Origin of the sequence: Pseudoblastomonas marina (assembly GCF_014641655.1) — a bacterium.
Taxonomy (GTDB): domain Bacteria; phylum Pseudomonadota; class Alphaproteobacteria; order Sphingomonadales; family Sphingomonadaceae; genus Alteriqipengyuania_A; species Alteriqipengyuania_A marina.
In genome coordinates this window covers 2,453,917-2,477,910 of record NZ_BMID01000001.1, presented here as the reverse complement: position 1 = coordinate 2,477,910, position 23,994 = coordinate 2,453,917, and the positions used below count along the sequence as shown (strand labels likewise).

Below are 23,994 nucleotides of genomic sequence, written 5' to 3'. Positions count from 1 at the left end.
CGGGAGGTAGGTGCGGTTTTCGTTGCCGCCAAGGGGCGGGCTGATTATCCCTGTCCCATGCTCAAGAAAATCGGCATCGGCCTGCTCGTCATCCTACTGATCCTCGTCGCCTTCGGCGCGTATCTCTATCGCGGCAATCCCGCCGATCTTTCGACCGAGGCGACAGAAGGCACCGACCCAACCATCGCCGAACCCGAAGCCGAGCGCTTTCCCACCGTCGCCATTGCCGAACCGGTGGGCTGGCCCGACGATGCGACGCCCGAAGCGGCCGAGGGGCTGACGGTCCAGCGCTTCGCGGTCGGCCTCGACCATCCGCGCACGATGATCGTGCTCCCCAATGGCGACGTGCTGGTCGCCGAGACCAGTTCGCCGCCGCGCGAGATGGGCGGGATCGAGGGTTTCATCGCCAAGCTGCTGTTCAGTCGTGCGGGCGCGGCGGTGCCGAGCGCGAACCGCATCAGCCTGTTGCGCGATGCCGATGGCGACGGGGTGGCCGAAGCGAAGTCTACCCTGCTCACCGAAGGGCTCGATTCACCTTCCGGCATGGCGTGGCGCGACGGCGTGCTGTTCGTCGCCAACCATGACGAACTGCTCGCCTTCCCGATGCCCGAAGGCGCGACCGAAATCACCGAGGAGCCGACCAAGCTGATGGACCTGCCCGCCGCGGGCAATCACTGGATGCGCAACGTGCTGCTCTCGCCCGACGGGTCGAAGGTCTATGTCGCGGTCGGCTCGGCCTCGAACATCGGCGAGAACGGGATGGAGGTCGAAGAGGGCCGCGCGACGATCTGGGAGTACAATCTGGAGACCAACCGCCAGCGCATGTGGGCCGGTGGCCTGCGCAACCCTAACGGGATGGATTGGAACCCGGCCTCGGGCGAAATGTGGACCGTGGTCAACGAGCGCGACATGCTCGGCGGCGATCTCGTGCCCGATTATCTCACCAACGTCCCGGTGGGCGCGCAGTATGGTTGGCCGTGGCTCTATTGGGGCGACAATGTCGATTCCCGCGTCGACGCGCCGCGGCCGCGTTTTCTCGCCGAGTACACCCGCAAGCCCGAATACGCGCTCGGCGCGCACACCGCCCCGCTGGGAATGGTTTTCGCGCGCGGCGGGGAGCGGCTGGGCTCCCGCTATGCCAACGGCGCTTTCGTCGCGCGCCACGGCTCGTGGAACCGCAAGCCGCCCGCCGGGTACGACGTGGTCTTCGTGCCGTTCGACGAGCGCGGCAACCCTCTGGGCAAGCCGCTCGAAATCCTCACCGGGTTCCTGACGGGGGACGGGAAAACCTATGGCCGTCCGACCTGGGTTGCGATTGACGCCAATGGCGGCCTGCTGGTGACCGACGACACGGCAGGTATCGTCTGGCGGGTAATTTCGCCGTCGGCCGAGCCGTCGCCGACGGTCGAGCCGCTCAAGCGCGCGACCACGCCCACGCGCAGCCTGCGCGGCAGCTCGGCCACGTTCCAGTCCGATGGAATCCGGCAGGATGCGGTGCGCGCCGCGCCGAAGAACTAGGCGAGCAGCGTCTCGGTGGGGATGGCATAGAGCCCTTCCGCCCCGGCCTGCGCCGATGCCTTGAGCCCGCGCGCCTCGGGTACGATCCGGTCGAGGAAGAAACGCACGGTCGCCCGTTTGCGCGCGGCGAAAGCGGTGTCGTCCCCCTCCAATGCCTCGCGCTGACGCAGCAATTGCCACCCGGCCACCGCGATCGCGCACATCTCGGTGAAGGGCACGCTCCCTGCGAGGCGATCGTCGAGGCTCGCTTCGCTCGCCATCCAGCGGCCGGTCGCTTCGCAGGCCTCGGCCAGATCGGCGAGGTTCGATCCGTCACCAGCTTTGCTCGCGATCTGCTGCATCAGAGCGAACAGCACCTCGCCATTCGCCATGCCGAGCTTGCGGGTGACGAGGTCGGCGGCCTGGATACCGTTGGTACCTTCGTAGATCGGCGCGATCCGCGCATCGCGGTAATGTTGTGCCGCGCCGGTCTCCTCGACGAAGCCCATTCCGCCATGGACCTGCACGCCGAGGCTGGCGATCTCGACTCCGGCATCGGTTCCCCAGGCCTTGAGCATCGGCACGCAGAGGTCGGCGCGCGCCTGCGCATCAGCGTCGCCCAGCGTGCCGCGATCGACTTGCCCGGCGGTGTAATAGAGCAGTGCGCGCACGCCCTCGGTCAACGCGCGCATACGCAGCAACATGCGCCGCACGTCGGGATGCTCGACGATCGCGACCGGCTTCTTGTCCGGCGCGCCCGCACGCGCCGACTGGATCCGTTCGGCAGCGTAAGCGGTCGCCTGCTGCAGCGCGCGCTCACCGATCTGGACGCCCTGGTTGCCGACATTGATGCGCGCATTGTTCATCATCGTGAACATCGCCGCGAGCCCGCGATTCTCCGCGCCGACCACCTCGCCGACGCATTCATCGTTGTCGCCATAGCTCATCACGCAGGTGGGCGAGGCGTGGATGCCGAGCTTATGCTCGAGACTGACCGCGCGCAGGTCGTTTCTCGCGCCCAGAGATCCATCGCCCTTCACATGGTATTTGGGGACGACGAACATCGAGATGCCGCGGCTGCCTTCGGGCGCGTCGGGTGTCCGCGCGAGCACGAGGTGGACGATATTTTCGGCCAGTTCGTGGTCACCCCAGGTGATGTAGATCTTCTGGCCCCTGATGCGCCACTTGCCGGCGTGTTCGCCGTCAGTGATCGGGTGCGCGGTGGTGCGCAGCGCGCCGAGATCCGAGCCGGCCTGGGGTTCGGTCAGGTTCATGGTGCCCGACCATGCGCCGGCCACCAGCTTGGGCAGGTAACGGTCCTTCTGTTCCTGCGAGCCGTGCGCGTCGAGCGCCTCGATCGCCCCGACCGACAGCATCGGCAGCAGGTTGAACGCCATGTTCGCGGTACCGAGATTCTCGAGCACGTTGCACGAGAGCGTGAAGGGCAGGGCCTGGCCGCCATAATCGACCGGCCCGTCGATCGCGTTCCAGCCCTGCTCGACATAGTGCTCGTACGCTTCCTCGAAGCCTTGGGGCAGGCGAACGACGCCATTCTCGAGCTTCGCGCCCTCGAGGTCGCCGGGCCGGTTGAGCGGCGCCCATTCGCCAGCCGCGAACTGGCCAATCCCCTCGGCGATCGCCTCCACCATGTCGGGGGTCGCCGCCTCGAAACGTTCGCTTTGCGCAAGCTCCTCGATCCCGGCGCACACGCGCATCGCGAAAACCTGTTCCTGGGTGGGCGGGGTATAATTCATGCCTGTATCCTTTTGGCGGGATTCCGCTGGCGTTTCTTACGGGTCAGATATAGCCGCGAGCCATGGCCAGCAAGGACGCTACGGAAACGGTGAGGGCGGACGCGGCGGGAATCGCGCGCGCGGCTGGAATCCTTCGCGTAGGCGGGCTGGTCGCGGTACCCACCGAGACCGTCTACGGCCTGGCGGCGCGAGCCGACAGCGCCGAGGCGGTGGCGCGGATCTACGAGGCGAAGGGGCGGCCGAGCTTCAATCCGCTGATCGTGCATGTCTCCGGGCGCCGCGAAGCCGAGCGACTGGCGACACTGCCGGCCGCGACCGACGTGGTGATGGAGCAGTGCTGGCCCGGTCCGCTGACCCTCGTCTGCCCGCTCCGGGCCGATGCGAACCTCGCCCCGGCGGTGACCGCGGGCCTGCCGACCGTGGCGCTGCGCTGTCCTTCGCATCCGGTCATGCAGGCGCTGCTGGCCGCATGCGACTTCCCGCTTGCCGCGCCCTCGGCCAATCGCAGCGGCTTCGTCAGCCCGACCAGCGCGGCGCATGTGCTCGCGACGCTCGACGGACGGATCGATGCGGTCCTCGACGACGGGAAGAAATGCGAGGCGGGAATCGAATCGACCATCCTCGCGATCCGCGACAACGGGGACTGGGACGAATTGCGCCCTGGACCGGTCGACCTCGAGGGGTTGCACCGATTTCTGTGGCCGCGCCCCGAACCGCGCATCGGCCAGGGCGATAGCGGGATCGAGGCGCCCGGTCAGCTATCGAGTCATTACGCCCCGGGAAAGCCCGTCAGATTGAATGCCGAGCAGGCCGAAGCGGTTGAATTTCTGATTGGATTCGGGCCGGTCGAAGGCGACGTGACCTTGTCGAAGGACGGCGACCTCACCGAAGCCGCATCGCGGCTGTATGCGTGCTTGCATGTCGCTGCGCACTCGAACCGTTCGCGTATTGCGGTTGCGCCCGTGCCCGAGACGGGAATCGGGCGTGCCATCAACGACCGGCTGCGGCGCGCCGCAGCCTAGTCGGGCTCGACGGGAATCGTCGGTCTGAGTGCTTCCATCTCGTTCCATGTCGCGCGGGCCTTGGCGCATTCCTTGGCATCGCCCTCATCGCATTTGCGCAATTGCTTGGCATAGTCGCGCTCGAGCTTGCCGAGCCGCTCCTCGCGCTTGCGCAGCTCGCGGCCGCGCTTCTCGTCCTTTTCCGCCTGGCTCTCGGTCAGGAGGTCGATCGTCCCCGCCGCGACCTTGACCGGCGCGGTGACGACATCGGCGACGATGCAGCCGGATAGCAAAAAGGCCGCAGAGGCGGCCGCGATCGATGGGCGAATCATGGGAAACCCTCCGCGCATCGGCATAGCGCGGAGGGTCTTGATCACAGCTTAATCGTCCGTTTTGGGAGCCTCGGGCGCCTCCGGGGCGGCAGGGCCTTCCGGTGCTTCGGCTGCCTCCGCCGCTCGCGGAGCAGCGGGACCGTCACCCGGTTCGCACTTGAGCGTGCCCGAACCGACCGACTTGATCGTGCATTTGGCCGATCCGCGCACGGTCACGTCGCCCGATCCGACGACTTTTGCCTCGACCGAGCCGTCGGAGGCGAAGGTCGCGCTACCCGATCCGGCGATATCGACCTCGGCGGTTTCGGCCTTGAGCCCGGCCATGTCGCCCCTGCCCGATCCGGCGATCTTCAGCCGGAGGTCCTGCACGTTGCCGGAGGCGGCATAGTCGCCCGACCCGGCGATCTTCACCTCGAGCTTCTTGCTATCGACGTTGCGCGTATCGGCGCGGCCGCTGCCCATGATCGCGACTTCTGCTTCGCGCGCGAGCTTGCCGGTTGTGACCGAGCCCGAGCCCATGATCGCGATCTTGGTCGGCGCAGGCATGGTAATCGCGATATCGACTGCGGTGCTGTTGCGCGAGCCGTTCTCGCGATGGACGCCCAGCGTACCGTCCTTGAGCACGAAACGAAGTTTCTCGATCTCGTCGGCATTGCCGCTGGGTTCGATCACCAGGCTATCGCCCTCGGTCAAGGTGACGCGATCGGGGCCCATCAGCAGGAATTCGGTCGGAGCCTCTCCGCTGGTGTCCAGCTCGGAGAGGGGCACGCCCTCTTCGTCGTTGATCCGGATCTCGCCGTTGCAGCCGGCCATCGCGCCCATCACCGCCATCGCGGCGATCGGGCCCATCATCTTCGCAAATTTCCCGAAACGCATAGGTCCTGCTCCTTCTCGCTGTGTGTTGGAGATGTAATACACAGCGACGGCAGATACAAGAAGGGCCGCATCGATCGCTCGACGCGGCCCTCGATTGGTTCGACGAACGACGAGTGCGCTTACGCGTCTTCCTCGTCATTGTTGTAATATTGCGGAGCGTGTTCGCGCAGGACGTCGAGGATCTTCTCGAGCGCGGTCGCCTCGTCGGTCTTTTCCATCGCGGCGAGTTCGCGCGCGAGGCGGCTCGAGGCGGCTTCGAAGATCTGCCGTTCGGAATAGCTCTGCTCGGGCTGGTCGTCCGGGCGGAACAGATCGCGCGTGACTTCGGCGATCAGCACGATCTCGCCCGAATTGATCTTGGCTTCGTATTCCTGGGCGCGGCGCGACCACATGGTGCGCTTGACCTTGGGCTTGCCCTTGAGCGTTTCCATCGCTTCCTTGAGCGTCTTGTCGCTCGAAAGCTTGCGCATGCCGATCGCCTCGACCTTGTTGGTCGGGACGCGGAGCGTCATCCGCTCCTTTTCGAACCGCAGGACGTAGAGTTCGAGCTGCATTCCGGCGATTTCTTCGCTCTGGAGCTCGATCACACGGCCGACGCCGTGCTTGGGATAAACGACGTAATCGCCGACATCGAAGGCGAGTGCCTCGCTGGCCATTCGGATTCCTTTCACTGGTGGGTGCGATCGCAAGGGGGGCGATTAGGCTGCATCGCGATGCAGCGAGCCACCGCCCCGGATCGGCGCCCTAAGTAAGCGAAACCGCCAGACGACCGGCAGGGCCGCGGGCGGTATGCGAGGCATTATAACGGATTCGCAACGAAATTGCGAGTCTTATGCGCGCCTTCGATCAATCGGCGCGTTTCAATCGCCTTCGCCGGGCTCGGGCGAGAAATATTTCTCGAACTTGCCCTCTTCGTCCTTGTGCTCGTCGGCATCCGCCGGCGCTTCGCGCGACTGCGTGATGTTCGGCCATTCAGCCGAGTACTTGGTGTTGATCTCGAGCATCTTCTCGAGCCCTTCCTCGGTATCGGGAAGGATGGCCTCGGCCGGGCATTCGGGCTCGCACACGCCGCAATCGATACATTCGCTGGGATTGATCACCAGCATGTTTTCGCCTTCGTAGAAACAGTCGACCGGGCACACCTCGACGCAATCCATGTATTTGCACTTGATGCAGTTCTCGGTGACGACATAGGTCATTGGGGCGTGTCTCCTCGGCCTCTTTGGTCGCTCGCTATGGCGGAATGCCCTTGCGCGTCAAGCTCGCGATAGCACGCACGTGCTTCGCCCGGTGGACCGCGCCGTTTGGGCAGGCAGGTAACCTCGACGATTCGCACCCCATCAGGTGCCGGAAGCGTGATCACGTCGCCGAGCGCGACCTGGCGATGGGCGCGCAGCACGCGCTCTCCATTGAGGCGCAGGATACCACTTGCAACGAGCGCTTGCGCCGCGCTGCGCGTCTTCGAGAGGCGCAGCGCGTGCAGCAGCTTGTCGATCCGCATGGGCGATAGTCAGGGCAGCAGCTTGCCCAGCTCGGCGAAGGGATTGCCGGGGACGGGACCGCGCGGTCTGCCCGACGGTTTTCCGGGCCGCGAGCCACCGCGCTTCCCGCCCCGCTTTCCCTGCGTACCATGGGCGGATGGCCCGCCGCGGCGCGGATGCCAGCGCCAGCGCGGCTGCGCGGGCGGACCGAACGCGCCGTCTTCGAGCGATATCACGTCCTTGGCCTTGAACCCGCCGGCGCGCATCAGCTGGACGATCGTGTCGGAGGTCATCCCGGTGCTGATCGCAAGCGAGGGATCGAGGATGAACTGCTTGTCCTTCGCCTCGACCCGGGTCTTGTGCGCCTCGCGCAGGATCTTTTCCGCGCTGTCGAGCCGCAGCGCCTGCTTGCCGAACACGCGATAGCCGAGCGGAACGGGCTTGCTCGCCTCGCGCACCGGCTGCATCTCGTCGGCCAGCGGGGGCAGGCGGCGACCGGAAATGATGGCGAGTTCGCGCCACACCGCCAACGCCTTGCGCTTGAGCATGGCGGGGTGGAAGAGATCGAGCGCGCCGACCGTCACCCCGAGCCGCGATAGCATCTTACGCTGCTCGGGATCGAGCGCATCGAGCCCAGAGCGCTCACGCGGTATCATCCCGCCGCGTTCGGACAGCGCGACCAGCAAGGCGCGTAACTCGGACCCGGCATCGAAATCCTTCGCCGCCGAGGCCAGTTTTTCGAGCGGAGCGAGCGGCTCGATCCGCGCCGCGAGCCAATTCTCCAGCGCGCCCATCACCGCTGCCTTGGGCTCGTCGGGCACCAGCACGAGGTTGCGGTGCGGTAGGATGCGGGGCTTGAGCAAATCCTGCTGGATCTTGACCTGCGCGAGCGGGCGGTCGTCGACCACCAGCATTCCGTCGGCCAGCGCGACGGCATCGGGCGTTTCGGCGATCCGCGTGGCGAGCGCGCGGGCCTTGTCGCCCAGCAGGCGCGGCAGGTGTTTCTCCGCCGCGGCGTGCAGCATGCGGCTGTCCTCGGCGCTGGCCTCGGCATCGGCGCGGAACGTGAAGCCCTCAAGCCGGCCGAGCCGCTCCTGGTCCACCAGCACCACGTCATCCGCAACGGTCACCGGCAGGCTGCTGCCGTCTTCGCCCATTTTCTTCATCAGCAGGCTCGTCCTTCGATTGACGAAACGTTCGGTCAGCCGCTCGTGTAGCGCATCCGACAGCCGGTCTTCCACCTCTCTCGCACGTGCGGACAGCGCATCGCGCTGTTCGACCCAGTCGGGGCGCTCGGCGATATAGGTCCAGCTGCGGATCGCGGCTATGCGCTGTTGCAGGGTGTCGATATCGCCATCGACGCGGTTCAATTCGTCGATCGCTTGCGCGGCGCGGCCCGCGGCGATCTTCCCGCCGCGCAATTCCTGCCATAGCCGCGCGACGAAGCGGGCATGATTGTCGACCCCGTAATTGCGGAAATCGGGCAGCGAGCATGCATGCCAGAAGCGCTCGACCTGGCGCGTCCCGCCGACCTGCCCGGCGATTGCAGGATCTTCGGCGAGCTTCTTGAGCACGGCGAGATCGATTGCCTCGGGCGGCTTCATCAGACCCGGTTCGTTCGGCGGAGCCTCGAGATCGTCGATCAGCGTTGCGAGATCGTCGTAGCCAGGATCGGGCTCGCGCCAAAACAGGCCGGTCAGCGGCGGGAAGCGATGCTCCTCAATCGCGGCGATCTCCGCCGGGTCGAATTCGAGTTCGCGCTTGCCGGTGCCGGCGATCGTCCCGAAAGTGCCATCGCGCTGGTGGCGGCCTGCGCGCCCGGCGATTTGCGACATTTCGGCGGTGGTCAGGCGCCGGCGGCGTACGCCGTCAAACTTGGTCAAGCCGGCAAAGGCGACATGATCGAGGTCGAGGTTCAACCCCATTCCGATCGCATCGGTCGCGACGAGGTAATCGACCTCGCCCGACTGGAAGAGATCGACCTGCGCGTTGCGGGTCCGGGGGCTGAGCGCGCCTGTCACCACCGCCGCGCCGCCGCGCAGCCGGCGTAGCATTTCGGCGGCGGCGTAGACCTCCTCGGCCGAAAACGCGACGACCGCCGAGCGCTTGGGCAGGCGCGAGACCTTCTTCGCCGGCGCGTGCGCGAGCGTTGAAAAACGCGGGCGCCTGGTGATCTCGGTTCCCGGCAAGAGGCTCCGCACCATCGGCACGAGCGTTTCCGCGCCCAGGATCATGGTCTCCTCGCGCCCGCGCGTGCCGAGCAAATGCTTGGTGAAGACGTGCCCGCGTTCGCGATCGGCGCCCAGCTGTGCTTCGTCGAGCGCGAAGAAAGACCAATCGGCCTGCGTCGGCAGCGCTTCAGCGGTGCAAAGGAAATAGCGCGCCTTCTTGGGTACGATCCTCTCTTCGCCGGTGATCAGCGCGACTTCGCCGGGCGGCTTCAACCTGCACACCCGGTCGTAGACCTCGCGCGCGAGCAGGCGCAGGGGGAAGCCGATCGCGCCGCTCGAATGCGCGCACATGCGCTCGATCGCGAGATGCGTCTTGCCGGTATTCGTGGGTCCGAGGACCGCGTGGACTGCGGAAGCGACCATGTCGCGCCCTGCCTAGAGCCCCGCCGAGGGGTCCTGCAAGCGCGCGCAACCCTCGCTTCGTCGCATGCAAGATTCAATTAGGCGAAGATTAACTTTGTTTCGGGTAGTTTTCGTAGCAGACATCCGCCCTGACGGGCCGCGTCGATCACCGGCGAAAATCCGACGCGACAGACCATGGGGGTCCGCACATGTTCAAACCCGTGCCCGAGCACGAAGCAACGGGAACCGCGCGCGGCGGTGCGCCCACGCTCGGGATCGCCATGGCCATCGACGAGAGCGCAGACGCCAAGCGAGAATTTTCTCTCCCCGGTCCGCGTGCCTTGGCAGAACGCTACGAAGCCTGGCGCGTCGCGACCGGCGAGAAACTCGCCCGGTTCGATCTCGCCCCGGATCTCGGAAGCAATATCGGAAGTCGCAAGTGGCTGCGCGGGGCGGCGAGCCTCATCGGGCTCGCTGTCCTGGCATTTTCGCTCGGCCCCGCCATCGACCCGATCCGCGCCGCCGCTCCTGCAGCGATCGACGACGTCGCGCGCGACGAATATCGCTCGATGATGATCATGCCGCTGGCCGAGGGCGGCGAAAGCGGGCGCGTGACCGGCGCGAGCCTCTCGGTCACCGCGCTCCCCAACACGCCCGAACGCCCGACCATCGAACGCAGCCTCACCATGCCGCGTGGTGCCGGGCTTGCGGGCCTGCTGCGTCGCGCCGGGCTGCAGGACGGCGAGGCGAATCGCGCCGAGGACCTCGTCGCCGGGATCATGCCGCTGTCCGATATCGCCGCGGGCACGCAACTCGATCTCACGCTGGGCCGTCGCGCCAAGCCGGGTGCGCCGCGCCCGCTTGAGAACCTGACCTTTCGCGCGCGCTTCGACCTGATCCTCGAGCTGCAGCGCGGCGAGGATGGCGCGCTCGCGCTGGTGCAGCGACCGATCGCGGTCGACAAGACCCCCTTGCGCATCCGCGGCACGGTCGGCGAAGGCTTGTATCGTGCCGCCCGCGCCGCCGGGGCGCCGACCCGCGCGATCCGCGATTACCTTCGCCTGATGGGCGGCCGCGTCAGCCTCAACAGCGAGGTCGGCGCCGAGGATACGTTCGACATGGTGTTCGAATATTCGCGCGCCGCCACCGGCGAAACGCAACTTGGACGCCTCCTTTATGCCGGGCTCGAACGAACGAATGGCAAGGATATCGCGCTGGTTCGTTACGGATCGCAGGACAAGTTCTTCGATTCGGACGGCAAGGGCGAAATCACTGGCGGATTGTCTCGCCCCACCAGTGGGCGCCAGACTTCGGGCTACGGCATGCGCCGTCACCCGATCCTCGGCTATCGCCGGATGCATGGCGGGCTCGATTTCGGCGGCGGTTACGGCGCGCCGATCTACGCCGTGACCGACGGGCGCGTGCGCTTTTCCGGGCGCAATGGCGGCTATGGCAACCAGGTGCGGCTGTCGCACCCGAACGGCCTATCCTCCAGCTATTCGCACATGAGCCGCGCCACAGTGCGCAGCGGCCAGCAGGTCAAGCGCGGGCAGGTTATCGGCTATATCGGTTCGACCGGGCTCTCGACCGGCCCGCACCTCCATTACGAGCTCTTCCAGGGTGGCCGCCGGGTCGATCCGCGCTCGGTGAAATATGTCCAGCAGGAGACGCTGGGCGGGCGGCAGCTTGACGACATGCGCCGCGAGATGGCGAGCCTGAAGCAGGTCGAGCCTGGTGCAGCGCTCGAGGATTTCGCTGCGGCCAATCCGGTGCAGGACGCGCCGCAGCGTGAAATCGACCGGATCGGCGCGGCCGAATAATCGCCGCGTGAAGGGCTGACACGGCGCACGCTTTGCGGCAGGACCCGGGGATGGACGGACATTATCCTGCAATCCGGCTTCGCCGCACGCGCGCCAGCACCTGGAGCCGCGCCATGGTGCGCGAAACCGCGCTGACCCCCGCGGACCTGATCTGGCCGCTCTTCGTTACCGATGGCGAGGGCGTCGAGGAACCGATCGGCACGCTTCCGGGCGTGTCGCGCTGGTCGGTCGACAACATCGTCGCCCGGGCGAAGGAGGCGATCGACCTCGGCATTCCGTGCCTCGCGCTATTTCCCAACACGCCGGGCGACATGCGCGACGCGACCGGCAGCCATGCGCTCGATTCCGACAATCTGATGTGCCGCGCGATCGCTGCGATCAAGCAGGCCTGCGGCGACGAGATCGGCGTTCTCACCGACGTCGCGCTCGATCCCTACACCGATCACGGACAGGACGGGCTGGTCGACGACGGCGGATATGTCCTCAACGACGAAACGGTCGAAGTGTTGGTCGGACAGGCGCTCAACCAGGCGGCGGCGGGGGCCGACATCATTGCCCCGTCGGACATGATGGACGGGCGGATCGGTGCGATTCGCAACGCGCTCGAAAGCGAAGGCCACGCCAACGTCCAGATCATGAGCTATGCGGCCAAATACGCTTCCGCTTTCTACGGTCCGTTCCGCGACGCGGTCGGATCGCGCGGGCTGCTCAAGGGCGACAAGAAAACCTACCAGATGGATCCGGCCAACGGCGACGAAGCGCTGCGCGAGGTCGCGCTCGATCTCGCCGAGGGGGCGGACAGCGTGATGGTCAAGCCCGGCCTGCCCTATCTCGACGTGGTGCGCGCGGTGAAGGAAAGCTTCGGCGTGCCGACCTTCGCCTACCAGGTGAGCGGCGAGTACGCGATGATCGAAGCCGCTGCCGCTGCCGGCGCGGGCGAGCGCGACGCGCTGGTGCTTGAGACGCTGACGGCGTTCAAGCGCGCGGGCGCGAACGGGGTGCTGACCTATCACGCCGCGCATGCGGCGCGGCTGCTGCATGGCTGAGTTCAGGCTCGAGACCGAACGGCTCGTCCTGCGCGACTGGCGCGACGAGGACTGGGACGTTTTCTTCGAACACACCAATACCCCGGCCGTGATGCAATGGCTCGGCGGCGTGTTCGACGACGAGTCGCGCGAGGCCCAGCGCGCGCGGGTGGAGAATTGCCGCGCGAGGAACGGCTTTTGCTTCTGGCTGGTCGAGCGCAAGAGCGATGGTGGTCATCTCGCGGGCGAAATGCTCGGATTTTGCGGGCTCAAGCGCGCGGATGCTCCAGGCAGCAGCGTCACCGGCGAGATCGAGATCGGCTGGCGCTTTCGCGAGGAATCGTGGGGGCGGGGTTACGCCAAGGAGGCCGCGATCGCGGCGCTCGATGCGGCCTTCGACCGGTTCGATGCCGAGCGTGTCGTGTCGCTGACCGTCGAGGGCAACGCGCCGAGCTGGGGCCTGATGAAGCGTCTCGGCATGACGCGCCGCCCCGAACTCGACTATGCCGATGACCGGTTCGAACCGCCTTGGCGCGACATGATCCTCTACGACATCGCCCGCGATGAATGGCGCGAGGATCGCCCGCAATGAGCGCCGGGCGAACTACACGGCGCCTGCCGTTTCTGATCACCATCCTGGCCGGCAGCTTCCTGCTGTTCATGGTGCAGCCGATGGTCGCACGCCTCGCGCTGCCCGATCTCGGCGGCGCGCCCAATGTCTGGAACAGCGCGATGCTGGTCTACCAGGCGCTGCTGCTCGGCGGATACGCCTATGCGCACGTCATCGGGCGGCTGGCCTTCCGGACGCAGGTGATCGGGCACCTCGTGCTGCTCGGGCTTGCCGCCATGACGCTGCCGATTACGCTCGCCGATATCGGCGAACAGGCCCAGGACATGGCGACCTTCTGGGTCCCGCTGCTGTTCTTGATGAGTATCGGCCCACTGTTTTTCGCGGTGTCGGCGCAGGCGCCGCTGATCCAGCGCTGGTTCGGTGCAGTGCCCGATGCGGACGATCCCTATCCGCTCTACGCAGCGTCCAATTTCGGCAGCTTCGCGGGACTGTTCGCCTATCCTCTGTTGCTCGAACCGTATTGGGCGGTCGAAACCCAGACCCTCGCCTGGGCGCTCGGCTACGGCGCGCTGATTGCACTGACGGCATGGACCGGCTGGTCGATGCTGCGCGCGCGTGGTGCCTCGGGTGAGCGTGCGGTCGCATCGGCGGCGGTTGCCAAGCCGACCAGCGAGAAGCCGTCGACCCGGGCTATCCTCCTGTGGCTGGCGCTCGCCGCGGTGCCCTCGGGCCTGATGCTGTCGACGACCGCGCACCTCACCACCGATATCGTTGCGATGCCACTGATCTGGGCGATCCCATTGGGGCTCTACCTGCTCAGCTTCACGATCGCCTTCGCCGACAATCGTCGCCTCGCCTTCATGTTCTGCCTGATTGCACCGTCGATCGTCATGCTGGTCGGCGGGTTATCGTTGACCGGAGCCAGCAATCTCCCGCTGATGGCGGGGCTCGCCTCGGTCGTGATGTTGTTCGTGGTCGCTGTAGCGCTCCATGCGCGGCTGTTCGAACTGCGCCCGGCGCCCGACCGGCTTACCTTCTTCTATCTCGTCATGTCCGCCGGGGGCGCGCTGGGCGGGGTGTTCGCCGCACTGGTCGCGCCGACGCTGTTCGACTGGGTGTGGGAGCATCCGATACTCGTCCTCGCCGCGGCGGCGCTGCTGCCGCCGCTCGCCTGGTTTGACTGGCCGCGCGGCCGGGGCTTCGACGCCCGGCAGAAGAGGACGGTCGGGCTGTTCATACTCCTGATCGCGGCGATCGCCGGGGCGGTGCTGTTCCGGCTCGACCCCAATCAGGACCAGCTGCTGCGCGCGTTGCTCTACAGCCTGATCGCGCTGTGCGGGGTGCTGCTTGCCTTCGATCGCCGCTTCTTCACCGCCACGCTCGCGATCGCGATGCTGTCGATGGGAGGGGTTCCGTCGATCGAGACGAGCCTGTCGGGCGCGCGCGACCGTTCCTATTTCGGGGTCTATACAGTGCGCAGCGACGGGGTGCAGCGCACGCTGGCCCACGGCACAACGCTCCACGGCGCGCAAATGGCAACGCCCGCCAGGCGCAAGGAGCCCACGACCTATTACGGCGAGACCTCGGGCATCGGTCTCGCGCTGCGCGCGGCTGCGCCCGATGCACGGGTCGGCGTGGTCGGGCTCGGGGTAGGAACGCTCGCCTGTTACCGACGCCCGGGCCAGCGCTGGACCTTCTTCGAGATCGACCCGCTGGTCGTCGATTATTCGCGCGAGGGCATCTTCACCTATATCCGCGAATGTGCGCCCGCGGCGGACATGGTGGTCGGCGATGCGCGCGTCCGCCTCGCGGAAGGAGCTGCCGACCGCTACGACCTGCTCGCGGTCGATGCATTCTCGTCCGACTCGATCCCGCTCCACCTGCTCACCACCGAAGCGATGGCGACCTATCGACGCAGTCTCGCCCCGGGCGGGGTGCTGCTGGTCCATATTTCGAACCGCTATATCGACCTCGAACCCTCGCTTGCCGCGCTCGCCGATGCGAGCGGGATGGCTGCGATGATCCGGCGCGACAATCCCGAGGGAGGCTGGCCGCTGACCTCGTCGTGGTGGGTTGCGCTGGCCGAGGACCAGGCGACTCTCGAGACCTTGTCCCGCTCGACCGAGCAGCCGTGGTACCGGCTGCGCAATGACGGGCGCGAGGCATGGACCGATTCGCATGCCTCGATCCTGCCCTATATCGAATGGGGCGAAGTCTTTTCCGCCAAATAGGAGGTACGCCATGGACGGCGTTTCGATCATTCCCATCCACGGCAAGACCCCGCGCATCCACGACAGCGCCTTCATCGCGCCCGGCTGCCGGATCATCGGCGATGTCGAGATCGGGGCGGACAGCTCGATCTGGTACAATTGCGTGCTGCGCGCCGATGTCAGCCGGATCGTGATCGGCGAGCGGACCAACGTGCAGGACGGCAGCGTGCTCCATTGCGACCCGCCCAAGCCGGGAGACCCCGAGGGCAGCCCGCTGATCATCGGCGACGACGTGCTGATCGGCCACATGGCGATGGTGCATGGCTGCACGATCGAGGATCGCGGCTTCGTCGGCCTCGGCGCGATTGCAATGAACAAGGCGGTGATCGGCTCGGACGCGATGCTCGCGGCGGGCGCGATGCTGCTAGAAAACAAGGTGATGGGCGCGCGCGAGCTGTGGGCCGGCCGCCCGGCAAAGAAACTGCGCGACCTGCCCGATACCGCCGTCGCCGGCATGCGCGCGGGCGTGGTGCATTATACCGAGAATGCGCGGCACCATAAGGGCGCGATCGCGGATCTCGACGACTAGTCCCTGATCAGCGCCCTGAGTGCCTCTATCCGGTCGGCCTCGTGCACCGGCTTGTCCCAGCGGATGCGGTGGATGCGGGGAAAGCGCATCGCGAGGCCCGATTTGTGGCGCTTGCTTTCGTGGACGCTGTCGAACGCGACTTCGAACACCAGTGACTTGTCGGTCTCGCGCACCGGGCCGAAACGGTTGATCGTGTTGCTGCGGACGTGCCGGTCGAGCTTCTTCAGTTCGGCGTCGGTGAAGCCCGAATAGGCCTTGCCGACCGGGAGCAGGTCCGCGCCCTCGTCGGGATCGCCGTCCCAGCAGCCGAACGTGTAGTCGGAAAAGAACGAGCTGCGCCGGCCGCTGCCGCGCTGGGCATACATCAGCACGCAATCGACCAGCAGCGGGTCGCGCTTCCACTTGTACCAAAGCCCGGTCCGGCGCCCGGCGACATAGGGCGCGTCACGGCGCTTGAGCATCAGCCCCTCGATCGCATCGTCGCGGCTGCGTTCGCGGATCTCGGTGAGGTGCTCGAAATCGCGTGCCTCGACCAGCGCCGAAAGATCGAAATGCGAATCGGGCAGGTGGGACATCAGACCCTCGAGCCTCTTGCGCCGCTTCTCCCACACCAACTCTCGTAGATCCTCGCCTTCGAGGATCAGCACGTCGTAGAGCCGCACGAACGCCGGGGCCTCGCGCAGCATCTTCTTGCTGACGGTCTTACGCCCGAGCCGCTGCTGGAGCGCGTTGAAACTGGCCGCGCCACCCTCTTCTCCTCCCTGCGTCGCGCCGCGTACGAGCAATTCGCCGTCAAGCACTGCATTGATCGGGAGCGCGTCGAGCAACTCGGGGAAGGTGGCGGAGATATCGTCGCCCGAGCGCGAATAGAGCTTGGTCTGTTCCTCGCCCTCATGGCCGGCGCGGACCAGCTGGACCCGGATCCCATCCCACTTCCATTCGGCCGCGTAATCCTTGAGCGAAACCTCCGTTTCCTCGAGCGGATGGGCCAGCATGAACGGGCGGAAGGTAGGCAAGTTCTCGATATCGGGAGGATCTTCGCCCTCGGCCGCCCAGGCGAACAGTTCGGGGAAGGGCGGCTCGAGCCCGTGCCAGTATTCCTCAACATCGTCGATCGAGACCTCGAACGCTTGCGCGAAGGCCGTCTTGGCGAGGCGCGAGGACACGCCGACCCGCATCCCGCCGGTCGCGAGCTTGAGCAGGGCGTAACGCCCGTTCACGTCGAGCGCGTCGAGCAGCTTCGGCAGTTCGGTCGCTACCGTGCCGCGGGTCATCGCCGAAAGCCGCCCGACCACCTCGTCCAGCGACAATGACGTCGTGACGTCGGTCTTCGCGCCGACCTGCCCGGTCTCCCACAGCAGGCTCGCGGTCTCCGCCGTATCACCCACGAAATCGCGGCTCAGCGTCCACAGCACCGGATCGATTCGCTCCTTGAGCAGGTTGCGGATGGTCGAGCTCTTTACCGCAGGGAAGTCGAGCTCGTTGGTCAGCGACGCCAGCGCCCAGCCGCGGTCTGGATCGGGCGTGGCGCGCAGATATTCGGCGATCAGCCGCAATTTCTCGTTGCGGCTGCGCGTGTAGATCAGCGCATCGATCAGGGCGGCGAACTCATCCATCCCTAATCATCCTCGTCCTCGTAGCCGACCAGCGCCAGAGCCCGTGCGCGGCGCTGGTGGAGCTGGCACCAACGCAGCAGCGCATCCTCGCGGCCATGGGTGATCCAGGTCTCCTGCGCGTCGACCTCCTCGATCGTGCGGGTCAGCTCGCCCCAATCGGCATGGTCCGAAATCACCAGCGGCAGCTCGACATTGCGCTGGCGTGCGCGCTGGCGCACCCGCATCCAGCCGCTTGCCATGGCGGTGATCGGATCGGGCAGGCGGCGGCTCCAGCGATCGTTCAATGCGCCGGGCGGGCAGACCACGACGTGCCCGCGCATGGCGTCCTTTGCGTGGTCCGAGACGAGCCGTAATTCGCCCAATTCGACGCCGTGTTCCTCGTAGAGCCGGCACATCTTCTCCATCGCGCCGTGGAGGTAGATCGGCTGCGTATGCCCCGCCGCGCGCAATTCGGCGATCACCCGCTGCGCCTTGCCCAGCGCATAGGCGCCGACCAGCACGCATGAATCGGGATGCGCCTCGAGCCGTCCGAGCAGCTTTCCCATCTCCTCCTCAATCGGAGGGTGGGTGAAGAGCGGCAGGCCGAAGGTCGCCTCGGTGATGAAGACGTCGCAGGGGGTGACTTCGAAGGGCGGACATGTCGGATCGGCGCGGCGCTTGTAATCGCCGGTGCAGACGATCCGCTCGCCCGCGTGTTCGAGCAGGATCTGTGCGCTTCCGAGCACGTGGCCGGCGGGAATGTAAGTCGCATCGACGCCGCCGGGTAGGCGGATCGTCTCGCCATATTCGACCGGGGTCGCCCGAGTGGGCAACTCGCCGTTCTCGTCCTCGACGCCGGTGCGATAGCGCAGCGCCATGATCGCCAGCGTCTCGGGAGTGGCGATCGTCTCGCCATGGCCGCCGCGGGCATGATCGGCGTGGCCGTGGGTCACGAGTGCGCGCCCGACCGGGCGACCGGGATCGATCCACGCGTCGGCGGGCACCACGTGGATGCCCCAGGGTTCGGGCCGGATCCAGGAAAAGGGTGCGCTCACAGCCAGATAAGCGGTGCGGCGCGCGAAGGGTTCCTAACGCGGTGCCGGCGATGGCGCAGGCGGCGGCAATGCACGCAGGATCCTGCTTTCCGGATCGAGCGTATAAGGTGCGTCCTCGCTGCCCAGGTCGATGCGCGCGCGGTTGTCCGTGAAACGCGCGACCCGCACCTCGCCCCCCGCCGCGACCTCGATCGGCATCGGGAAGGCCAGGCCGCCCGGCACGGTCCATTCGAGATCGAGAAATTGGCCGTTTCGCGTCGCCGAGAGCCGAGGCAGCGCGGGCTGGCGCAGGTAGGCCTCGAAGAACCAGCCGAGCTCGCACCCGCTCTCTTGCTCGAGGATGGTGAGGAATTCGTCGGTGTCGCGGAGCAGCGGGGCGATTGCGCCGGGCTTTGGTTCGGGCGTAGCGTAGACCAGCCGCGTCAGGCTGGCGAAAAGCGCCTCGTCACCGATCAGCCCGCGTAACGTATGAAGGACCCAGCTGCCCTTGAAATAGATGTCGGTGCCCCAGCCGCCGCCGCCGAGATAGGCACCGTCGTCGATCGCATCGCGCGGCGCGACCGCAACACGGCTGGCAATCCGAGCGTGGTATTCGGCAAGCTTGGAGCGATACGCGTCCTCACCGGCGATATCCCGCAGGTAGAGCGCCTCCATATAACTCGCCATCGCCTCGTTGAGCCACATGTCGGCAGGCGCGCGGTTGGTCATCTGGTTGGCGAACCATTCGTGCGCGAATTCGTGGAACAGCAGCCAGTCGTATGGCTCGTCCGTGACCCTGAATTCATTGCCGTAGGCGTTGATCGTCTGGTGCTCCATGCCGAGATGCGGCGTCTGCGCGATGCCGGCCTTCTCGTCGGCAAAGGGGTAGGGGCCGATCCGGCGCTCGAACCAGTCGAGATATTTCGCCAGCTCGTCGAGCAGCCGCGCGGCGGGCGCGCCGTCGCCGGGCAGGTGGTAGAAGACGAGCGGTACGTCCTGGCCCGAGGGGGCACGGTGCGTGCGTTCGATCAGTTTGTAGGGCGCGATGTTGAGCGCGATCGCGTAGGTATTGGGTTGGCGCGCGGCCCAGCGATAGCCGCGCCAATCGCCCGCGACGACGGTGTCGACCAGGCTGCCGTTACCCGCCGCGTAGAGGTTCGATGCTTCGGGCACCCAGATCGTGCTCTCGACGCGGCCGATCTCCTTCGCAGCGTTGTCGATGCAGGGGAACAGCAGGTCGCAACCTTCCCCCTGGATTGCGGTCGCGATCCACGGCTCGCCGCCCGGCGTCTGGGTCCACACGAAGCCGCCGTCCCACGGCGCGTTGGGTGCAATGCGCGGCTGGCCTTCGTATTCGATCGTGACGTCAAGCCGTCCATTGGCGCCCCGGCTGACCTCGATCGGGATCGAAAGCAATCCATCGGCATGCCGATAGCCCTCGGCGGGCAGCTCGATCTTGCCGAGCGCGACGCGGGTGACGCGAAAGAGTCCGTCGAGCTCGAGCTCGACCACGTCCGCCTCCCCTTCGATCGCGAGGCTATAGGCGGCCTTGCCGCGGATGCTTTGGCTAGCGGGATCGACCCAGATATCGAGCCACAGATGCTGCGGGTCGATCGCCTGCTGGTCCTCGGTCAGCGGAAGACCCGAGACCAGACTGCGCCGCTCGCCGAAATCCTGCGCCGAAAGCGGGCTTGAAAGCAGCGCGCCCAATGCGGCGAAACACAGCGCGAACCTCATGCAACCCTCCCTGTAGAAACGGGCGGGTGCATTGCTGCACCCACCCGCTTCTCATTCAATCGCCAATCCCTGTCAGCCTTCGTCGCCCGACGCGTCCTCGGCTTTTTCCGCACCGCCCGATTTGGACTTCTTCGCGGTCGGCTTCGCCTTCTTCTTCTTCGGCGCGGGCTTGGGTGCGGCAGAGGTGATGGCGAAATGCAGCTTGTCGTCCTTCACCCCGACATCGACCTCGCCGCCATTGGCAAGCTTGCCGAACAACAGCTCCTCGGCGAGCGGCTGCTTGACCTTCTCCTGGATCAGGCGTGCCATCGGGCGCGCGCCGTAGAGCTTGTCGTAGCCGCGCTTGCCGAGCCATGCCTTGGCATCGTCGTCGAGCTGGATGTGGACGTTCTGGTCGGCCAGCTGCAGTTCGAGCTGGATGACGAACTTGTCGACCACGCGCGCGACGGTGTCCTTGCCGAGATAGGTGAACGGCACGATCGCATCGAGGCGGTTGCGGAATTCGGGGGTGAACATCTTCTTCACCGCCTCCTCGCTCGCATCTTCCTTCGACACGTCGCCGAAGCCGATCCCCTGGCTCGCCATGTCGGCCGCGCCGGCATTGGTGGTCATGATCAGCACCACGTTACGGAAATCGACTGTCTTGCCGTGATGGTCGGTCAGTCGGCCGTTATCCATCACCTGCAGCAGGATGTTGAACAGGTCCGGATGGGCCTTCTCGATCTCGTCGAGCAGCAGGACGCAATGCGGGTTCTGGTCGATCGCATCGGTCAGCAACCCGCCCTGGTCGTAACCGACATAGCCCGGCGGCGCGCCGATCAGGCGCGAAACGCTGTGGCGCTCCATGTATTCGGACATGTCGAAGCGCTTCAGTTCGATCCCCATGATCGAGGCGAGCTGGCGCGCGACCTCGGTCTTGCCGACCCCGGTCGGGCCGGAAAACAGGAACGAGCCGATCGGCTTGTCCGGGTCGCGCAATCCGGCGCGCGACAGCTTCATCGCGACCGACAGTTTCTCGACCGCACGGTCCTGCCCGAATACGACGTGCTTCAAGTCGCGCTCGAGGTTTTCGAGCGCCTTCTTGTCGTCGGCCGATACCGATTTCGGGGGGATCCGCGCCATCGTCGCCACGACCGACTCGATTTCCTTGGCGGTGATCTTCTTCTTGCGACGGCTAGGCGGGACCAGCATCTGCATCGCGCCAACCTCGTCGACCACGTCGATCGCCTTGTCGGGCAGCTTGCGGTCGTTGATGTAACGCGCCGAGAGCTCGACCGCGGTCTTGAGCGCATCGGGCGTGTACTTGACCTTGTGGTGCTCCTCGAACGCACTTTTGAGCCCCTTGAGGATCTTGATCGTGTCCTCGATCGTCGGCTCGTTGACGTCGATCTTCTGGAACCGGCGCAGCAGCGCGCGGTCCTTCTCGAAGTGGTTGCGGAATTCCTTGTAGGTCGTCGAACCGATGCAGCGGATCGCGCCGCTCGACAGTGCCGGCTTGAGCAGGTTCGAGGCATCCATCGCCCCGCCGCTGGTCGCACCCGCGCCGATCACCGTGTGAATTTCGTCGATGAACAGGATCGCTTCGGGCATGCCCTCGAGCTCTGTCACGACCTGCTTGAGTCGCTCCTCGAAATCGCCGCGATAACGTGTACCCGCGAGCAGCGCGCCCATGTCGAGCGAATAGATCACCGCGTCTTGCAGGACCTCGGGCACGTCGCCTTCGACGATCTTGCGCGCCAGGCCCTCGGCGATGGCGGTCTTGCCGACGCCCGGATCGCCGACATAGAGCGGGTTGTTCTTCGACCGGCGGCAGAGAATCTGGACGGTGCGATCGACCTCCGGCCCGCGCCCGATCAGCGGGTCGATTTTCCCGTCTTCGGCGCGCTGGTTGAGATTGACCGTGAACTGGTCGAGGGCGCTTTCCTTCTTGTCCTTGCCGGCCTTGTCCTCGACCTGCGCGGCATCGCCCTCGGCGCCCTGCGGCGGCGCTACGTCGGCACGCTTGCCGTTCTTGCCGATGCCGTGGCTGATGAAGCTGACCGCGTCGAGCCTGCTCATGTCCTGCTGCTGGAGGAAATAGACCGCGTAGGAATCGCGTTCGGAGAACAGCGCGACGAGAACGTTGGCGCCGGTCACCGTATCCTTGCCCGAGGATTGCACGTGGAGGATCGCGCGCTGGATGACGCGCTGGAAGCCCGCCGTCGGCTGCGGATCGACGGCATCGTCGACCTTCAGCGATTGATATTCCTCGTCGATATATTGCGTCACCGCCGCGCCGAGCTCGTCGAGATCGACCCCGCAGGCACCCATTACCTGCGCCGCGTCCTCATCCTGCACCAGCGCAAGGAGGAGGTGCTCGAGTGTCGCATACTCGTGGTTGCGCTCGCCGGCATGCGACAGCGCATTGTGCAGTGTTTTCTCGAGGCTTTGGGCAAAACTCGGCATTGGTCACCTGGATTGCGGGCGAATGATCCGTCTGGATGGGGCCCGATGGGATTGTCTCTCTAGCAGGTCTTTATTGACCGCAAGTTGAATGAATTGAAATAAGGCTGCGCGCTTCACGTGGCGGGCTTGCCGAAAAGTGCGTCCGCCGCGGCGCGGTGGGCGGTGGATTTGTCGCGATGCGCCCTGACCCGTTCGATTTCGGCTTCGAGCAGGGCGATCCGCGCCTGAAGCTCGGCCACCGAATAGGGATCGAGGCTCTCCTTCGAAAGGGCCTCTGCCGCGTCTCCGCGCGGGCGGGGGCGATCGTCTTCGTCCATCGAACTGGAATGTCGTGACTGCCCGCCTTGCTGTCAATCCCGCGAGGCGGTAGCCCCTGCATCGAACGGCCAGCCATGGATTTCATGCCACAGGACGGATGATGAGCGATTTGCCCCATAAGATGCGCGCGATAACCTTCGACACGCCCGGCGATCCCGACGTCATGACGGCGGCGGAGATCGAGGTGCCCGAAGCACGCCCCGGCGAAGTGCTGGTCAAGGTCAGCCATGCCGGGGTCAACCGGCCCGACGTGGTGCAGCGTCGCGGGCTCTATCCTCCTCCTCCCGGCGCCTCGCCGATCCTCGGGCTCGAGGTGTCGGGATCGATCGCCGCGCTGGGCGAGGGAGTGACGCGGTGGCTTCCGGGGCAGAAGGTCTGCGCGCTGGTCCCCGGCGGCGGCTATGCCGAATATGTCCGCGTCGATGCGCGCCATTGCTTGCCGGTCCCCGAAGGAGTGGCGATGGAGCAGGCGGCAGCGCTGCCAGAGACGATGTTCACCGTGTGGCACAACGTCTTCCAGCGCGGGATGGCGCGCGAGGGCGAGACGATCCTCGTCCATGGCGGGACCAGCGGGATCGGCACCACCGCGATCCAGCTTTGCAAGGCGTTCGGGATGACCGTCATCGTGACTTGCGGCAGCGATGCGAAGTGCGAGGCGGCGCGCAATATCGGAGCGGATCACGCCGTAAACTACAAGGGCACCGATTTCGTCGAGGCGGTGAAGCAAATCACCGGCGGGCAGGGTGTCGAGCTCGTGCTCGACATGGTCGCTGGGGACTATGTCGCGCGCAACATGCAGTGCCTCGCGCCCGATGGTCGACACGTCACGATCGCGATCCAGGGCGGCGCCAAGGCCGAGATCAACATGGCCGCGCTGATGATGAACCGCTTCACGCTGACAGGATCGACGCTGCGTCCGCGCTCGGACGATTTCAAGGCGCTGCTGGCGCAGGATATCGCCGAGAATGCCTGGCCGATGGTCGGTGACGGCACGTTCCGTCCGATCATGGACGAAATCTTCCCGCTCGAAGAGGCCTCGGCCGCGCATGCCCGGATGGAAGCGGGCGACCATATCGGCAAGATCGTGCTCGCCGTGGCCAAGGGCTAGGCCGTCGCCGAACCGTCACAAAATCGTG

Annotated in this window: 20 protein-coding genes; 8 read left to right on the top strand and 12 right to left on the bottom strand. The window is 66.1% G+C overall.

Annotation, left to right across the window (positions count from 1 at the left end):
• Positions 1-57 precede the first annotated feature (57 nt).
• Complete coding sequence (locus tag IEW49_RS12150; protein WP_188642907.1) at positions 58-1,518, top strand: PQQ-dependent sugar dehydrogenase; 1,461 nt, start codon at positions 58-60, stop codon at positions 1,516-1,518.
• On the opposite strand, the gene IEW49_RS12145 is transcribed toward IEW49_RS12150, so the two are convergent.
• Positions 1,515-3,251 carry an acyl-CoA dehydrogenase family protein gene (locus IEW49_RS12145; protein WP_188642906.1) on the bottom strand — a complete coding sequence of 579 codons (1,737 nt, stop codon included), beginning with the start codon at positions 3,249-3,251 and terminating at the stop codon, positions 1,515-1,517. The genes IEW49_RS12150 and IEW49_RS12145 overlap by 4 nt on opposite strands.
• A 62-nt stretch (positions 3,252-3,313) precedes the next feature.
• Between IEW49_RS12145 and IEW49_RS12140 the strand changes: the two genes are divergently transcribed.
• Positions 3,314-4,273, top strand: a complete 960-nt coding sequence (locus IEW49_RS12140; protein WP_188642905.1) for an L-threonylcarbamoyladenylate synthase — start codon at positions 3,314-3,316, stop codon at positions 4,271-4,273.
• Here IEW49_RS12140 and IEW49_RS12135 read toward each other — a convergent pair.
• The 6 genes from IEW49_RS12135 to IEW49_RS12110 form a co-directional block, all read right to left on the bottom strand.
• Positions 4,270-4,584 (bottom strand): DUF6726 family protein, encoded by a 315-nt coding sequence (locus IEW49_RS12135; protein ID WP_188642904.1) that lies wholly within the window; start codon positions 4,582-4,584, stop codon positions 4,270-4,272. The two genes, IEW49_RS12140 and IEW49_RS12135, sit on opposite strands and share 4 nt — an antisense overlap.
• 48 nt (positions 4,585-4,632) lie before the next feature.
• Positions 4,633-5,460 (bottom strand): head GIN domain-containing protein, encoded by an 828-nt coding sequence (locus tag IEW49_RS12130; RefSeq protein WP_188642903.1) that lies wholly within the window; start codon positions 5,458-5,460, stop codon positions 4,633-4,635.
• 119 nt (positions 5,461-5,579) lie between these two features.
• Complete coding sequence (locus tag IEW49_RS12125) at positions 5,580-6,116, bottom strand: CarD family transcriptional regulator (RefSeq protein WP_188642902.1); 537 nt, start codon at positions 6,114-6,116, stop codon at positions 5,580-5,582.
• A 204-nt stretch (positions 6,117-6,320) separates the two neighbouring features.
• A complete protein-coding gene (fdxA, locus tag IEW49_RS12120; protein ID WP_188642901.1) occupies positions 6,321-6,659 on the bottom strand; it encodes a ferredoxin FdxA in 339 nt (112 codons plus the stop codon).
• Complete coding sequence (locus tag IEW49_RS12115) at positions 6,656-6,961, bottom strand: RNA-binding S4 domain-containing protein (RefSeq protein WP_188642900.1); 306 nt, start codon at positions 6,959-6,961, stop codon at positions 6,656-6,658. The genes fdxA and IEW49_RS12115 overlap by 4 nt, the downstream gene beginning before the upstream one ends.
• A 9-nt stretch (positions 6,962-6,970) precedes the next feature.
• Positions 6,971-9,535, bottom strand: coding sequence for a helicase-related protein (locus IEW49_RS12110; protein ID WP_188642899.1), 2,565 nt, complete (start codon positions 9,533-9,535; stop codon positions 6,971-6,973).
• A gap of 188 nt (positions 9,536-9,723) precedes the next feature.
• Here IEW49_RS12110 and IEW49_RS12105 point away from each other — a divergent pair, with 188 nt between their 5' ends.
• The 5 genes from IEW49_RS12105 to IEW49_RS12085 are packed head-to-tail and all read left to right on the top strand — an operon-like array spanning position 9,724 to position 15,729.
• Positions 9,724-11,334, top strand: coding sequence for a M23 family metallopeptidase (locus IEW49_RS12105; RefSeq protein ID WP_188642898.1), 1,611 nt, complete (start codon positions 9,724-9,726; stop codon positions 11,332-11,334).
• Positions 11,335-11,384: 50 nt separating this feature from the next.
• Complete coding sequence (gene hemB / locus IEW49_RS12100; protein WP_188642897.1) at positions 11,385-12,380, top strand: porphobilinogen synthase; 996 nt, start codon at positions 11,385-11,387, stop codon at positions 12,378-12,380.
• Complete coding sequence (locus IEW49_RS12095; protein ID WP_188642896.1) at positions 12,373-12,951, top strand: GNAT family N-acetyltransferase; 579 nt, start codon at positions 12,373-12,375, stop codon at positions 12,949-12,951. The genes hemB and IEW49_RS12095 overlap by 8 nt, the downstream gene beginning before the upstream one ends.
• Positions 12,948-15,161: a spermidine synthase gene (locus tag IEW49_RS12090; protein ID WP_229658191.1), complete on the top strand. Its 2,214-nt coding sequence runs from the start codon at positions 12,948-12,950 to the stop codon at positions 15,159-15,161. Before IEW49_RS12095 ends, IEW49_RS12090 begins: the two co-directional genes overlap by 4 nt.
• A gap of 10 nt (positions 15,162-15,171) precedes the next feature.
• Positions 15,172-15,729 carry a gamma carbonic anhydrase family protein gene (locus tag IEW49_RS12085; protein ID WP_188642894.1) on the top strand — a complete coding sequence of 186 codons (558 nt, stop codon included), beginning with the start codon at positions 15,172-15,174 and terminating at the stop codon, positions 15,727-15,729.
• Here the strand turns inward: IEW49_RS12085 and IEW49_RS12080 are convergent.
• The 5 genes from IEW49_RS12080 to IEW49_RS12060 all read right to left on the bottom strand — a co-directional run bounded on the left by IEW49_RS12080 (position 15,726) and on the right by IEW49_RS12060 (position 22,857).
• Positions 15,726-17,345, bottom strand: coding sequence for a cisplatin damage response ATP-dependent DNA ligase (locus IEW49_RS12080; protein ID WP_188642893.1), 1,620 nt, complete (start codon positions 17,343-17,345; stop codon positions 15,726-15,728). The two genes, IEW49_RS12085 and IEW49_RS12080, sit on opposite strands and share 4 nt — an antisense overlap.
• 2 nt (positions 17,346-17,347) lie before the next feature.
• Positions 17,348-18,379: a ligase-associated DNA damage response exonuclease gene (locus IEW49_RS12075; RefSeq protein WP_188642892.1), complete on the bottom strand. Its 1,032-nt coding sequence runs from the start codon at positions 18,377-18,379 to the stop codon at positions 17,348-17,350.
• Between the two features lie 33 nt (positions 18,380-18,412).
• Entirely contained in the window at positions 18,413-20,095 is a 1,683-nt protein-coding gene (locus IEW49_RS12070; RefSeq protein ID WP_188642891.1) for a M1 family metallopeptidase, read from the bottom strand.
• 72 nt (positions 20,096-20,167) lie between these two features.
• Positions 20,168-22,540: an ATP-dependent Clp protease ATP-binding subunit ClpA gene (gene clpA, locus IEW49_RS12065; RefSeq protein ID WP_188642890.1), complete on the bottom strand. Its 2,373-nt coding sequence runs from the start codon at positions 22,538-22,540 to the stop codon at positions 20,168-20,170.
• Between the two features lie 113 nt (positions 22,541-22,653).
• Complete coding sequence (locus tag IEW49_RS12060; protein ID WP_188642889.1) at positions 22,654-22,857, bottom strand: DUF1192 domain-containing protein; 204 nt, start codon at positions 22,855-22,857, stop codon at positions 22,654-22,656.
• Between the two features lie 122 nt (positions 22,858-22,979).
• Between IEW49_RS12060 and IEW49_RS12055 the strand changes: the two genes are divergently transcribed.
• On the top strand, positions 22,980-23,966 hold the full coding sequence (locus IEW49_RS12055) for an NAD(P)H-quinone oxidoreductase (RefSeq protein WP_229658190.1): 987 nt from the start codon (positions 22,980-22,982) through the stop codon (positions 23,964-23,966).
• Positions 23,967-23,994 lie beyond the last annotated feature (28 nt).